The sequence below is a fragment of the Amnibacterium flavum genome (assembly GCF_003097495.1).
Classification (GTDB): domain Bacteria; phylum Actinomycetota; class Actinomycetes; order Actinomycetales; family Microbacteriaceae; genus Naasia; species Naasia flava.
Genome location: NZ_QEOP01000002.1, coordinates 1,111,918 through 1,124,362, shown reverse-complemented (window position 1 = coordinate 1,124,362; position 12,445 = coordinate 1,111,918). Strand labels below are relative to the sequence as shown.

Annotated in this window: 15 protein-coding genes and 1 tRNA gene; 4 read left to right on the top strand and 12 right to left on the bottom strand. The window is 68.6% G+C overall.

All coding sequences use genetic code 11. The features are described 5' to 3' along the window. Positions 1 to 3: 3 nt before the first annotated feature. The 4 genes from DDQ50_RS12985 to DDQ50_RS12970 form a co-directional block, all read right to left on the bottom strand. Complete coding sequence (locus DDQ50_RS12985) at positions 4 to 1,038, bottom strand: pirin family protein (protein ID WP_116757118.1); 1,035 nt, start codon at positions 1,036 to 1,038, stop codon at positions 4 to 6. Between the two features lie 58 nt (positions 1,039 to 1,096). Next, positions 1,097 to 1,990, bottom strand: coding sequence for an undecaprenyl-diphosphate phosphatase (locus tag DDQ50_RS12980; protein WP_116757117.1), 894 nt, complete (start codon positions 1,988 to 1,990; stop codon positions 1,097 to 1,099). Positions 1,991 to 2,085: 95 nt separating this feature from the next. Next, positions 2,086 to 3,333, bottom strand: a complete 1,248-nt coding sequence (locus tag DDQ50_RS12975; RefSeq protein ID WP_116757116.1) for a GAF domain-containing protein — start codon at positions 3,331 to 3,333, stop codon at positions 2,086 to 2,088. 171 nt (positions 3,334 to 3,504) lie between these two features. After that, positions 3,505 to 4,809, bottom strand: coding sequence for a M20/M25/M40 family metallo-hydrolase (locus DDQ50_RS12970; RefSeq protein ID WP_116757115.1), 1,305 nt, complete (start codon positions 4,807 to 4,809; stop codon positions 3,505 to 3,507). A gap of 95 nt (positions 4,810 to 4,904) precedes the next feature. On the opposite strand from DDQ50_RS12970, the gene DDQ50_RS12965 reads away from it, so the two are divergent. Together DDQ50_RS12965 and DDQ50_RS12960 are read left to right on the top strand one after the other, a co-directional pair. Next, positions 4,905 to 4,989: transfer RNA gene (locus tag DDQ50_RS12965), tRNA-Leu, on the top strand. A 158-nt stretch (positions 4,990 to 5,147) separates the two neighbouring features. Next, complete coding sequence (locus tag DDQ50_RS12960) at positions 5,148 to 5,342, top strand: hypothetical protein (RefSeq protein ID WP_116757114.1); 195 nt, start codon at positions 5,148 to 5,150, stop codon at positions 5,340 to 5,342. Positions 5,343 to 5,394: 52 nt separating this feature from the next. Here the strand turns inward: DDQ50_RS12960 and DDQ50_RS12955 are convergent, their stop codons facing one another. Continuing rightward, a complete protein-coding gene (locus DDQ50_RS12955; RefSeq protein ID WP_116757113.1) occupies positions 5,395 to 5,850 on the bottom strand; it encodes an SRPBCC family protein in 456 nt (151 codons plus the stop codon). Between the two features lie 251 nt (positions 5,851 to 6,101). Here DDQ50_RS12955 and DDQ50_RS12950 point away from each other — a divergent pair, with 251 nt between their 5' ends. Both DDQ50_RS12950 and DDQ50_RS12945 read left to right on the top strand, forming a co-directional pair. After that, positions 6,102 to 6,356 carry a hypothetical protein gene (locus DDQ50_RS12950; protein ID WP_133245971.1) on the top strand — a complete coding sequence of 85 codons (255 nt, stop codon included), beginning with the start codon at positions 6,102 to 6,104 and terminating at the stop codon, positions 6,354 to 6,356. A 96-nt stretch (positions 6,357 to 6,452) separates the two neighbouring features. Beyond that, complete coding sequence (locus DDQ50_RS12945; protein ID WP_133245970.1) at positions 6,453 to 6,800, top strand: hypothetical protein; 348 nt, start codon at positions 6,453 to 6,455, stop codon at positions 6,798 to 6,800. Between the two features lie 37 nt (positions 6,801 to 6,837). Here the strand turns inward: DDQ50_RS12945 and DDQ50_RS12940 are convergent, their stop codons facing one another. The 7 genes from DDQ50_RS12940 to DDQ50_RS12910 all read right to left on the bottom strand — a co-directional run bounded on the left by DDQ50_RS12940 (position 6,838) and on the right by DDQ50_RS12910 (position 12,306). Beyond that, complete coding sequence (locus DDQ50_RS12940; protein WP_116757110.1) at positions 6,838 to 7,050, bottom strand: hypothetical protein; 213 nt, start codon at positions 7,048 to 7,050, stop codon at positions 6,838 to 6,840. 13 nt (positions 7,051 to 7,063) lie between these two features. Further along, a complete protein-coding gene (locus DDQ50_RS12935) occupies positions 7,064 to 7,390 on the bottom strand; it encodes a DUF7882 family protein (protein WP_116757109.1) in 327 nt (108 codons plus the stop codon). A 106-nt stretch (positions 7,391 to 7,496) separates the two neighbouring features. After that, positions 7,497 to 8,045: a MarR family winged helix-turn-helix transcriptional regulator gene (locus tag DDQ50_RS12930; RefSeq protein ID WP_116757108.1), complete on the bottom strand. Its 549-nt coding sequence runs from the start codon at positions 8,043 to 8,045 to the stop codon at positions 7,497 to 7,499. 111 nt (positions 8,046 to 8,156) lie between these two features. Then, positions 8,157 to 9,116 (bottom strand): cyclase family protein, encoded by a 960-nt coding sequence (locus DDQ50_RS12925; RefSeq protein ID WP_165829817.1) that lies wholly within the window; start codon positions 9,114 to 9,116, stop codon positions 8,157 to 8,159. Positions 9,117 to 9,151: 35 nt separating this feature from the next. Continuing rightward, positions 9,152 to 9,940: a carbohydrate ABC transporter permease gene (locus DDQ50_RS12920; RefSeq protein ID WP_116757106.1), complete on the bottom strand. Its 789-nt coding sequence runs from the start codon at positions 9,938 to 9,940 to the stop codon at positions 9,152 to 9,154. Further along, positions 9,940 to 10,890: a carbohydrate ABC transporter permease gene (locus DDQ50_RS12915; RefSeq protein WP_205663632.1), complete on the bottom strand. Its 951-nt coding sequence runs from the start codon at positions 10,888 to 10,890 to the stop codon at positions 9,940 to 9,942. Before DDQ50_RS12915 ends, DDQ50_RS12920 begins: the two co-directional genes overlap by 1 nt. Positions 10,891 to 10,941: 51 nt before the next feature. Next, positions 10,942 to 12,306, bottom strand: coding sequence for an ABC transporter substrate-binding protein (locus DDQ50_RS12910; RefSeq protein ID WP_116757105.1), 1,365 nt, complete (start codon positions 12,304 to 12,306; stop codon positions 10,942 to 10,944). Between the last annotated feature and the right edge of the window lie 139 nt (positions 12,307 to 12,445).

The window sequence follows — 12,445 nt, the reverse complement described above, 5'->3', positions numbered from 1 at the left end:
GGATCAACGCCGCGGGCTGAGTCGCACGTTGGGCAGCTCGGGTGCGGGGAGCACATCGTTCCAGGCATCGGGGAACTCGCCGAAGCGCTCCGCGTCGCCGGGGGTTCCGCCATCGCGAAGAGCCGAGACGCGATCCTGCCAGGCGGTCCGTTGCGCGACGATCTCGTCGTGATCGCGCGCGATGAAGTTCCACCACATGACGATGCTCTCGCCGAGGGGTTCGCCGCCGATCAGGAGGACTCGGGCCCCGTCGGCGCCGGCGACCAGGGTGAGTCTCGACGCGCCGACGGCGGAGAAGAGCAGCTCGGAGCCGTCGCCCGGCTCTCCTTCGAGGGTGATGGTGCCGGTGTCGACGAGCACGCCGTGCTCGAAGGCCGGATCGACGTCGAGTGCGACCCGCCCGTGGGCCGGGAGCCGGATCTCGGCGCCGACGACTCGCGTCCAGGTGCGCACGGGCGATGAGGCACCGGCCAGCCGGCCGAGGAAGACCTTCACCACGGCGTCGTCGACGGCGAAGGGTTCGGGCGCGAAGTGCTCGAACGCGCGGGAGCCCTGACGGCGCGGCTCCGGCAGCGCGATCCACAGCTGGGCACCGTGAACGCGGGTCGTCGTCGGCGTCGAGTACTCGGAGTGCGCGATGCCCTCTCCCGAGGTCATCAGGTTGACTTCGCCGGGCCGGATCGTCAGCAGCGTGCCCAGGGTGTCGCGGTGTTCGATCTCGCCTTCGAACAGCCACGTCACGGTTTGCAGACCTGTGTGCGGATGGCCGGGGACGTGCATCCCTCCCGAGGTGCTCACGTCGTCGGGACCGTAGTGGTCGACGAAGCACCACGCCCCGATGAGCGATCGCCGTCGCTGCGGCAGGGTGCGGCGGACGGTCATCGCGCGGGGACCGCCGAGCGGCACCTCGCGCGGGGACAGCACCTCGATCGCACCGCGCGGAGTCGATGGGGCCCCGCCGACCTCCGCCCCGCCGACCGGTCTCTCGGTGGCGGCGTCGGTGGCGACCAGTGCGGGGTCGCGCTCGAGATTCGTCACGGACCAATGTTCCCACCGCGACGGACCTCGCGGGTCCGATGCGGCGTGCGGAGCAGCCTCAGGCGGCGATGGCGCCGGACGCCAGCAGCCCGATCAGGAGCACGCCGAGCAGGATGCGGTAGATCACGAAGGGCAGGAACGAGTGCCGGGAGATGTAGCGGAGGAAGAACGCGATGACGACGAGTCCGACCCCGAACGCGACGATCGTCGCGAGCGCCGTCTCGAGCGGACCGAATGCCGACGGGGTGCATGCGCCGCCTGTCGCATCGGCGACGGCCTGCGTGCACGGTTCGCTGACCGCCTTGTAGAGCTGGTACAGGCCGCTGCCGAACACGGCGGGGATCGCGAGCAGGAACGAGTAGCGGGCGGCAGCGGCGCGCGAATAGCCGAGGAAGCGGCCTGCGGTGATGGTGCCGCCGGATCGAGAGACGCCGGGGATCAGTGCGAGCGCCTGGGCGAATCCGTAGACGATGCCGTTGCCGATCGACAGGTCGTCGAGCTCCTTGGTCTTGCGGCCCACGAGGTCGGCGATCCCGAGCAGGATGCCGAAGCCGATGAGCGTCGCGGCCACGATCCACAGCGACCGGAACGTCGTCTCGATCTCGTCCTGGAACAGCAGCCCGAGCACCACGATGGGGACCGACCCGACGATGATGAGCCAGCCCATGCGGGCGTCAGGGTCGCTGCGCGGCACGCGCACCGCGCCGGACGCGTCCTTGAGGGCGAACAGCGCCGACCACCAGCGCGAGACGATCCGGACGATGTCTCGCCAGAAGTACACCAGCACGGCCGTCTCGGTGCCCAGCTGCGTGATCGCGGTGAACGCCGCGCCCGGGTCCGCACCGCTCGGGAGGAACTCCCCCACGATGCGGAGGTGGGCGCTCGAGGAGATCGGGAGGAACTCGGTGAGGCCCTGGATCAGGCCCAGGAAAAGCGCTTCGAGGATCTGCATGGTCTCCCGTATCGACGTCTGGCGGAGACCGACGTCCCCGCCGCTCAGACTAACCGAGCGCCCCGCCGCGACGAGGTCGCCCAGCGGTCCGCCCGTCAGCTGAGAGGCAGCGGATCACCGTCGACGTCCGAGCGCTGCACGCCGCCTCTGCCGCGTTCGTCATCGGCGGCGAGATCCCAGAGTGCGCGCTGCGCCAGCATCCCCACCTCGCGCAGGAGCGACGGCTCGATACTCTGATCAGGGCGGGGTTCGGAGTCGAAGACGCAGAGCGCTCCGAGCCGGTGGCCGTCGGGAGAGACGAGCGGGAATCCGGCGTAGAAGCGCATCAGTTCGGTGACGCGGCCGGTGGCGAACCGGGGGTCGAGTGCTGAGTCCGGCACGACCATGACGTCGTCCTGGTCGATCGTGCGGAAGCAGATCGAGGCCTCGCGGGGCACACCGTCGGGCGTGTCGGTTACGCCGGAGACGGCCTGCATCCACTGCTTCTCGTCGTCGATGAGAGTGATCGCGGCCCCCGTCGTGCCGAACACCTTCTGCGCCAGCCCGACGATGCGCTCGAGGTCGGCCGATGGCGACGAGGTAAGTCGCCGGAACTTCGCGACGGCGACCGCGCGTGCGTCGTCGTCGGCGATCAGGAGGGGGTGCTCGCGGGCGGGCGAAGTGCTGCGCCAGCCCGGCGCGGAGCGGTCGAGCAGGGCGCGGAGATGGGCCGCCACCTCGCGGCCCCACTGCGCGTAATCCGACGGAGAACGGTGCCGGTCGCCCGCCTCCGCGCGGAGCGGCGAGATCGACTCCCACGTCGTCGCCGGGTGGAACTCGGTCATCTCGCGGCCCAGCAGGTCGAGGTGGACGGCGTGCCGGTGAGCGATCGCACCGAATCCCGAGTCGAACATCGGAACGGATCGGATGTCGTGCGGACCGACGAAGAGGATGGGGAGCTCCGGGTGGTCCCGCCGAAGGCGGGCGACGAGAGCATGCAGTCGCAGCGTCCAGATCTTCGGCGGCACGAGGGTGAGGGCCTCGTAGAAGCCGAAGGTGACCACGACGGCGTCGAGCGACTCGACGGGCCGGCTGTCGAGCATCGCGGCGGCGTCGACGACGGTGAAGTCTCCGCCTGCGATCGATCGGACCTCCACCCCGCGCTCGATGTGCTCCGCGAGGTGGCGGGCGAGCTGCCCGGGCAGCGCGAGCTCGTGCGAGCGGAGTCCGTAGCCGACCGCGGCCCCGTTGCCGATCAGGAGGATGCGAAGAGGGTTCCGACCGGGAGCGTGACCGCGCGGGTCATCGAGCGGACGAGGGAGGTTCTCGACCCGGCCCCAGACCGACCGCACCCAGGTGCGCATGATCGGAGCGAGGATCGCCCGGGCCGGAACAGGGGTCCCCGAACGGAGTTGAGTGGATTTGTACCCCGTTTTGGGTGACGCCTGTTGCACTGGGACACGCTAACGCGTCGGCGGCGGATTGCTGACCAACCGCCCCCGGCTGCGGGGGCGCGTGTCGGACGCGAGAAAAACTCAGTAGTCCCGCAACAGCTCGGTCAGGATCCGCTGGCCGAAATCGAGCGCATCGAGGGGGACGCGCTCGTCGACCCCGTGGAACATCCCCGGGAAGTCGAGATCGTCGGGCAGGCGCAGCGGCGCGAAGCCGTAGCCGACGATTCCGAGTTCTGACAGCGCCTTATTATCCGTCCCGCCCGACATCAGGTAGGGCAGCACGTTCGTGCCCGGGTCGTGCCGCTGCAGCAGACCGACCATCCGATCGACCAGTTCGCCGGCGAACGGCGTCTCGAGTCCGACGTCGGTGTGGAGCACCTCGATCTCGATGTCGGAGCCGACGATCGCCCGCACCTCGTCCAAGGTCTTCTGCTCCTCACCCGGCAGGCAGCGGATGTCGACGAGTGCGCTCGCCGAGGCCGGGATGACGTTGTGCTTGTACCCCGCGGCGAGGACTGTCGGGTTCGTCGTCGTGCGCAGTGTCGCCTGGAGGAATCCCGCGGCCGTGCCGGTGGCGAGGATCAGCTCGTCGGCGGAGACGCGCTGCGGATCGGCGCCGAGGATCGTCGCGACACGCGCGAGCAGCTCCTCCGTCGTCTCGGTGAGGCGGATCGGCCATTCCATGCGCCCCAGCGCGACGACGGCCTCCGCCAGTCGGGTCACGGCGTTGTCCCGGATCAGGCGGGAGCCGTGGGCTGCGCGCCCTCGGGCCGTGAGCCGCACCCAGACGAGTGCCTTCTCGCCCGTCTGCAGCAGGTAGGAGCGCTGACCACCGAACGTCACCGAGTACCCGCCGACCTCGCTGATCGCCTCCGTGGCGCCGTCGAAGAGCTCGGGATGATGCGTCACCAACCAGTGCGACCCCAGGACGCCGCCGGCCTCCTCGTCGGCGAAGAAACCCAGGACGAGGTCGCGGGCGGGCCGCTCCCCCGCCCGCAGCAGCTCGGCCACCGACGTGAGGATCATCGCGTCCATGTCCTTCATGTCCACGGCGCCGCGACCCCACAGCATGCCGTCGCGGACGACCCCGCCGAACGGGTCCACCGACCAATCGGCGGGCTCGGCGGGAACGACGTCGAGATGCCCGTGCAGCACGAGTGCACCCCGCGACCGCTCCCGGCCCTCGACCCGCGCCACCACCGACACGCGGCCCGGCTCCGACTCGAACAGCCGGGGCGTCAGGCCCAGATCGCGGAGATAGGACTCCACGTACTCCGCAGCCTCCGTCTCCCCCTCGGAACGGCCCTCCCCCCAGTTCACGGTCGGGAACCGGATGAGATCACGCGCAACGGCGGCGGTCTCGCTCAGCTGATCAGCATCGCTCACCCCTCAACCGTAGCCCGGTGACGAACACACCCCTTCCCTCGTGCTAGTCTCATTCGTCGGGAAACGGGCCGTAAAACGCACCGCTCCCACCACTCGTCCGGGTGGCGGAAATGGCAGACGCGCTAGCTTGAGGTGCTAGTGCCCGTATAGGGCGTGGGGGTTCAAGTCCCCCCTCGGACACACGAAGACAGTCGGCCTCGGTCGACACGTCGGGAAAGCAGATCGCATCACGCGGTCTGCTTTTCTCTTTCCACCGACATTCTGCGGGCGAGTCCGTCCGACCGGGAATCTCCTGGTGGGCGATGGTGGCGGCGCCCCGATCTGAATAGGGTCGAGGCATGACGGACAAAGCGGTTCCCAGCGACAACGACGACCTCATCGGCAAGCCCTTCGACCAGACCAACGGAGTCGTTTCGGGTCTCGACGGAGACTCCGACGGCCTCGCCGACAGCGACACCGAGAGCTCGGCGGAGCGCGAGCGCGACCGCGAGGGTCGCGATTCGCACATCGTCGCGGACTACCGCCCCGAGTAGTCCGGCCTCGGGCTCAGAAGGCCTCGGTGGGGCCTGAAGCCTCGGTGGGGTCTCAAGCGGCGGCAGCGACCAGGCGGTCGATGGTCTCGGACCAGCCCTCGCGCATCGCGGCCAGCTCGTCGTCGTCGACGGGCGAACCGTCGGGCAGCTCGAGGCGGAACGTGAGTTCGGTCGCCGACCCCGTTCCGACCAGGTCGATGGTGACGAGGATCCCCTCGTCGAGTTCGTCCTCGCGGATCTCGGGCCAGCCGTCGACCGCACCCCACACGAATGCGATGCGGTTCGGGCGGCGGAGCTCGCGGTAGATGCCGCCCGTGATGTAGCTGCGGTCGGGTGTGAGCATGAACTGCCGCCACGCCCCGCCCTCTCGCCGATCGACCGAGACGGTTTCGCCGATCGGGGTCGCGGGGTTGAAGAACCAGTGCAGGCGGTCCGCCTCCGTCCAGGCGCGGAACACGTCGTCGGGGATCGCGTCGATCTCGCGGGAGATCACGAATCCGCCGCTCACGCCTGAGTTTTCCTGACGACCCGAGCTGCGCCGAACATCGTGGAACTGCGAGCGCGAGTGCGGGTGAACCTAGCCGGGCGGGACGGTGTGCCGTTGCGCATCGCCCGAGTTTACGGCGTCCACATCCGAGTCCTGGTAGAGGCATCGATGAGCGACCCGAGGGCGGAGCGGTATGTTCTCGCCCCTGTTCACCATTCGAGGTCGTTCGTCAACCCCTATCTCCCGCGCTGAGGCGGTGCTCTCCTTGCATCATGACCGCTGTATGGCCCGCCTCCCCATCTCTCTCGCCGCTGGAAGTGACCGCCGTGAATGAGCACTCGTGGCGCATCTGCGATGAGCGATTGGATGAGGAGGACGCGATGCGCGTGCTCGCGTTCATCGAGCGTCGACGCGGAGCGTTCCGCATCACCTGGCTCGTCGGCGGGCGCGGGTGGGCGGTGTTCCGCGACTTCGAGACGGCGCTGCGTGCGGTACGCACCCGGTGCCTCGACTCGACTCTCGACTAGACGCCTCGCGTCTCGTCCGAACAGCGCTCCTGCTCGGCGCAGAACGAACATCCGGCGAGGATCGTCGATGCCATCACTTCCGAAAGGCTCCGCCCCGTGAGACGAATCCACTATGCAGATGGTTCCGTGCTCACTGCGGACACCACCGCCTCCGCCCTTCTCTCCTACGCGCAGGCGCTCGCGGTATGCGGTGGCTCCGACCTCGTCACGATCCCGGTGGTCACCGAGTCCGGCGCTCGGGCGGACGCTCAATTCCTCATCGGGCCCGCGAGTCAGATCCTCTCTCTTCCGGTCGAGAACAGCTGGCCCGAACCCGAGGATGCTGACCTCGTCGCTGATCTGAGCCGCAGGGCGGGGCTGCGGGCACCCGGCGCGGATACGCTGGCCGCGTCTCCGATGCTGGACGATGCCGCGTCATCGGAGCCGTGCATGGATTACATCTGACCGGCGATGACGCGTCGGCCGCACGGGACGTCGCGGGCTACTCGTCGGGGTCGAGCGGGATGAGAACGAGCGGTACTCCCGGCATGATCAGCAGCTCAGCCGGCTGGGGTCGACCTTCCCCGCGATTGACCCGGAGCCAGGTCGGGCCCCCACCTGCGAGTGCGCGTTCGATGACGCCCTTGACCTCGTCGAGGTCCCTCTGACCGACGCTGTACTGCTCGCCGTCGTAGATGATGTCGATGCGCTTCACCGGCGGTCGTGTCTCACTGCGGAGCCTCGACTCCCGGCTGAGCGGGAGGCGGCTCCGGCACGATCCGCATGCCCTGCGCGCTGTTCGCGGTCAGCATCAGCGCGTTGACCCACTCGGGGTTGATGGAGGGAGGTCTGCTGCCCACGAACTTGAAGTAGAGCGGGATCGCGGGATGCATCCACAGGCTGCTGCGTCCGTCGCCGATCTGCGGGTCGTCCTTCCAGAGGAAGAAGAACGACTCACCGCGCCGCAGTTTCGCGCCGATCACGAGCTGGAGGTGGGCGAGCACCCGGTCGTCGAAGTCGACGGTGAGGGTGGAATCGTAGGTCAGCTTGCCCACTCGAGCCCCCTTCGGCGATCGCGGTGTCGACCCGGCGATCCGGGGACGGCATCAGCCTAGCGTTCCCGGTTCGCAGTGCTGGAGGAAGCCGGGGTGAACGCGCTGATCAGACCTGATCGACCCCCCTGCGGCGGACTTCCTCGGCCTGGGTCAGGGCGCCCCTCGCGAAGCGCTCGGTCAGGCGGGTGTAGGTCGCCACATCCTCGGGAGACCAGTCGCGCACGACCTGCTCCGCCAGCCGATCGCCCAGGTCGTAGAGCCGCTGGGCCACGGCGAGTCCGGACTCGGTCAGGCACACGCGACTCGCGCGCGAATCGCCCTCGTCGGCCTGCCGCTCCACCAGACCTCCGGCTTGGAGGCGGCCGACGATCTTGCTGACGTTCGAGCGCCCGGTGCCGAGCTCATCGGCGAGCGCCGAGGGGCGCATCGGACCGCGGAAGCTGAGGTGGCGGATCATCCGGTGGCAGGGCTCGTCGAGGACGTCTCCGTCGGACAGCCGGATCTCGAGGTGGAAGTCGGGCGAGTCCCAGAGGTTCAGGAGGGCTCCGAGGCTGGCCATGAGATCGGATCGGTACGGCAGTGCCGCGACGTCGCGGTCGGTCGAGACCCGGTCCTGCGGCGCGAGGGTGCGGCCGCCGTGTTCCGTGCTTGTCATGGTCCGCCCAGGATAACGACTGGCGGGGGTCGAGGATCTACCCCGTCCGGGCGATCTCGGCGGCGCGCTGAGGACGGCGGCGACCCTGCGGTCGGCAGTGTCCACGACCCGCTACTTGATGGCGAGGGCGTTCGGTGGCGACGCCACTCCCCCGATCTTGTTCAAGGGCGCCGAGGTGAGCATGAACTCGTAGACCCCGTCGCTCGCGCAGTCCGCGGCGAGGGCGTCCAAGTACCACATCTCGCCGATCGGGATACCCAGAAGCGCCAGCACATCCATGTGCAGGTACTCGCCGGGACGGAACCGATGCGGCCACGCCTCGAATGTGGAGGTGTCCGTGGCGGCACCCGCGACGTGGGTGTTCCAGAGGAAGCGGGCCATCTCGCGGCTGGCCTCGAGCCCCGGCCCTCCCATGGTCTGGGCCACGGCCACCGTCGCGATGTCGGCCCGCTGTGCGGGCGTCGTCTGGTCGTACCACTGCATCCACCCGGTGCGGATGAGGAGGATGTCGCCCTCGCGGAGTTCCGTGCCCTGAGCGTCCGCGATCGCGCGCAGGTCGTCGACGGTGATGTCGCGCGTCTCGTCCGGCACGATCGGTCTCTCGGTCGAGGCGAAGTGGCGCTCCGCGTCGAGGAGGACCCCGCGGCCGACGATCCCCCGCCGTGCCCAGTGCTCGACTCCGTTCTTCGACCCGGGTCTGCCGGTGAAGTCGGCGGGGGTGCGACCGTTGTAGTACCCGTGGTCCGAGTGGCCCACGTGGCTGAGCCCGTCCCACTGGCTCGACTGCTGCGGGTAGAACGCGTCATAGAAGTCGTCCTGCCCGTCGCCCTGGTCCACGATCGTGTGGCGGAGCGGACCGCGGCCGTAGAACGGCGGGTCGGGGAGCTCGAGGTCCCAGTTGAGGGGGAAGACCGCCCCCTTCCTCACCAGGGAGGCTCCTTCGATGACCCGGTCCGAGGTGAGGAGGTTGATCGCCCCCACCTCGTCGTCGTCGCCCCAGACGCCCCACGCCGAATGCGGCGGCTTGTCGGGCGAGACGGGGAGGTCGTCGTAGTCGGGAAGGTTGCTCATGGTGGACCTCGGTTCTGATCGGGCGGGAGTGGACGTCATTTGATCGCGCCGGCGGCGAGGCCGCGCTCGAAGAGACGCTGGAGGCAGAGGTAGGCGACGATCTCGGGGATCGCGGCGATCGCGGCACCGGCGAGGACCTTCGTCTGGTCGTTGCTGAACTGGCCGACGAAGAACTGCGGGAGGATCGTGATGGTCTGGCTGCTCGAATCGAGCAGGAAGACGAGAGGCAGCAGGTACGCGTTCCATGCCGAGATCAGGGTGAGCACGATGATGGCGGCTCCGATCGGCCGGGTGAGCGGCAGGATCACGCTCCAGAACGTGCGGGCGGTGCTCGCGCCGTCCATCCGTGCCGCCTCCATCAGCTCATCGGGGATGCCGGCGACGAAGGTGCGGGCCAGCAGGACGGCGAACGGGACCTGGAGTGCGGCGAGCGGCAGGACCACGGCCCAGTAGGTGTTGTAGAAGCCGAGCTGCAGCGTCGTCGTGAACAGGGGCGTGATCAGCACCACCTCGGGCAGGGTGAGGCAGGCCAGCAGCAGCCAGAAGAAGACCTCGCGGCCGCGGATGTGCAGCTTGGCGAAACCGTAGGCGGCGAGCATCGTGCACAGGTAGACGACCGCGATGGTGAGGACCGCGATGATCACGCTGTTGCGGAAGAAGAGCGGGAGCTCGGGCAGGGCGAGGATGTCCGTGTAGTTCTTCCAGCCCTGGCCGGCGAGCGAGCCCTGGACCATCCAGACGAGCGGCAGGAGGAAGGGGATGGCGAGCAGCGTCAGAACGAGCTGCAGGAGCAGCCGACCTCGCCGCGTGTGCGCCTCGAACATCAGATCGCCTCGCTGTTCTGCCGGTTCCGCCTGCTGAGGAGGATGGCGATCGACACGGCCAGGATCAGGAGCATCACGGACAGCGCGGCGGCGTAGCCGACATGTCCCTCCTGAATGCTCGACCGGTAGATGTAGGTGCCGAGGAACTCGGTCGAGTAGTTCGGGCCTCCGGCTGTCACGAGGAACGGGACGTCGAACAGCTTCAACGAGCCGATCGCGGTGAGGATCAGCAGCGCCACCGTTGTGCCCTGCACCTCGGGAAGGATGATGCTCACCAGGGTCCGGATGTTCCCGGCACCGTCGAGCCTGGCGGCGTCGAGGACGTCCGGGTCGATCTGCCCCATGGCGGCGAAGTAGAGGATGAAGGTCAGCCCGGTCGAACCCCAGATGGTGATCGCCAGCACGGTCGGCAATGCGGTCTCCGACTCGGCGAGCCAGGCGTGCCTCAGGAATCCGAGGCCGACAAGTTCGAGCAGCCCGTTGAACTGCCCGTCGGCGGAGAACGCCTGCCGGAATACCGGTGCCATCACCGCCGGTGCGAGCACGACGGGGACGAAGATGATCACCTTGTAGACCGACTTCAGCTGGACTCTCGAGTGCAGGAGCACCGCGAAGACGAGTCCGAGGGTGGTCTGGACGACGAACGTCCCGACGAAGTAGATGACCGTGTGCAGGATGGCGCCCCAGAAGATCGGGTCCTGCAGGATGTCGAGGTAGTTCTGCAACCCGACGCTCGTCTGGACGGGGCTGCTCCCGTTCCAGTCGAGCGTCGAGATGTAGCCGGTGTAGATGATGCAGTAGTAGAGCAGCCCGACCGACAGCACCATCGCCGGAAGGATCCACAGGTAGCCCGAGTAGTGCAGGCGGCGGCCCGGGACCGCGCCGCCGCCTGCTCGCGTCGGCGGCGACGGTCTGCGCCGGGTGTCCCGTGCCTCGTCGGTCATCGCCATCGTCGTCTTCTCCCTCGTCGCCTGCCGGATACCGTGTGGTCCCTCGCGGGATCAGAAGGTGACGCCGGCCTTCTCCGCGGCTGCCTGCAGAGTCTTGGCGGCCTCGGCGGGCGTCGCGTCTCCTGCGGCGACCGTCGTCCCCGCGACGCCGATGGCTGTTGCGAGATCGGCGTTCGAGAGCAGTCGGTCCTCGGTCACCGTGCCGGCCTGGGTGATCAGGTCCTGGAGGGCCGGGAGCTGCACGCTCTCGTCGACGAGTCCGCTGAGCTGAGGCGACACCCCGTTCAGGGACGGGACGTCGGCGAGCGAGTCGGCCACGATCTGCTGACCCGCCGTCGCCGACGAGAGCCACAGGGCGAACGTGGTGGCGGCGTTGCGGACCTTCGACTTCGCGTTGACGGCGAGCCCGTAGTCGGGGCTGCCGAACAGGGCGCCGGGGGTTCCTCCGTCCACAGCGGACGGGAAGGGGATCGGCACTGTCGTGAAGGGAACCGCCTCCGCGACACCTGCGGCGCCGATGGCAGCCGTCATGGTGTCGGCCTTGGTGTACTGGCTGTACCAGTACCCCATCTGCACCATCGCGTACTTGCCCGACAGGAACCCGTTGTTGGCGTCGGGATACTGCTGCTGACCCAGCGCTCCCTCCTGCATGATGCCGTCGTCGAACATCGACTTCCACGCGGTGAGTGCCTCGACGAGGTCGGGGTCCGTCCACTTCGCCTCGCCGCGGGTCGCCTTGGTGAACAGGCCGGGGTTGATGGTGTCCGCGATCGCCTGGAGCGTGTCCTGGTTGAAGGCCACCTGCTGCGCTCCCTGGATGAAGCAGCCCACGCCGTTCTTCTCGAGCACGGCGCACACCTCTTTCCATTCGGTGAAATCGGTCGGGGCGGTGAGGCCGTACTCGTCGAAGATGTCCTGGTTGATCCAGACGGGGCCGGCGAAGCCGAGGCCCACGGAGAGGGCCTTCAGCTCGTCGTTGTCGTCGGTGAACGAGCTGACACCGATTGGCGACACCTGCGACTGCCAGTCGGCCCCCAGCTCCTCCTCTGCCGCGGGGCCGAGGTCGACGCCGAAGTCCTTGAACTGCTCGAACATCGCACCCGAGGCGACGTCGAAGACATCGGGCCCGGCGGAGGAGGCGAGCGCTGGACGGATCGCGGCCTGGTACCCGTCGATCGTGAGGAGCTTGTAGTTGACCTTGATGTCCGGGTACTCCTCGTTGAAGGCCTCGATGTAGGCCGGGGCGACACCCTTCTCGGGCACCCACCCCCACCACTCGACGGTGCCTTCGGTCGCGGATCCACCGTCGCCGCCGGCCGGCGCCGAGGTGCCGCACCCGGTGAGGGCGAGGGCGATCGTACCGGCGGTGAGCGCGACCATCGTCCGGGCGCTGCGGCGGAGGGTGAGTTTCGGCATAGTGCTCCTATTTCGGGCATGGCGAAGCGACGCGATGCGGCGCAGGGGGAAATGAGAGGAGAAGCGTTCGCGCCCCCTTCACTCACCCGTGGGGCGGTATCAGGAAGGACGCGGCTCGGTGGGATCGACACTATGGTGT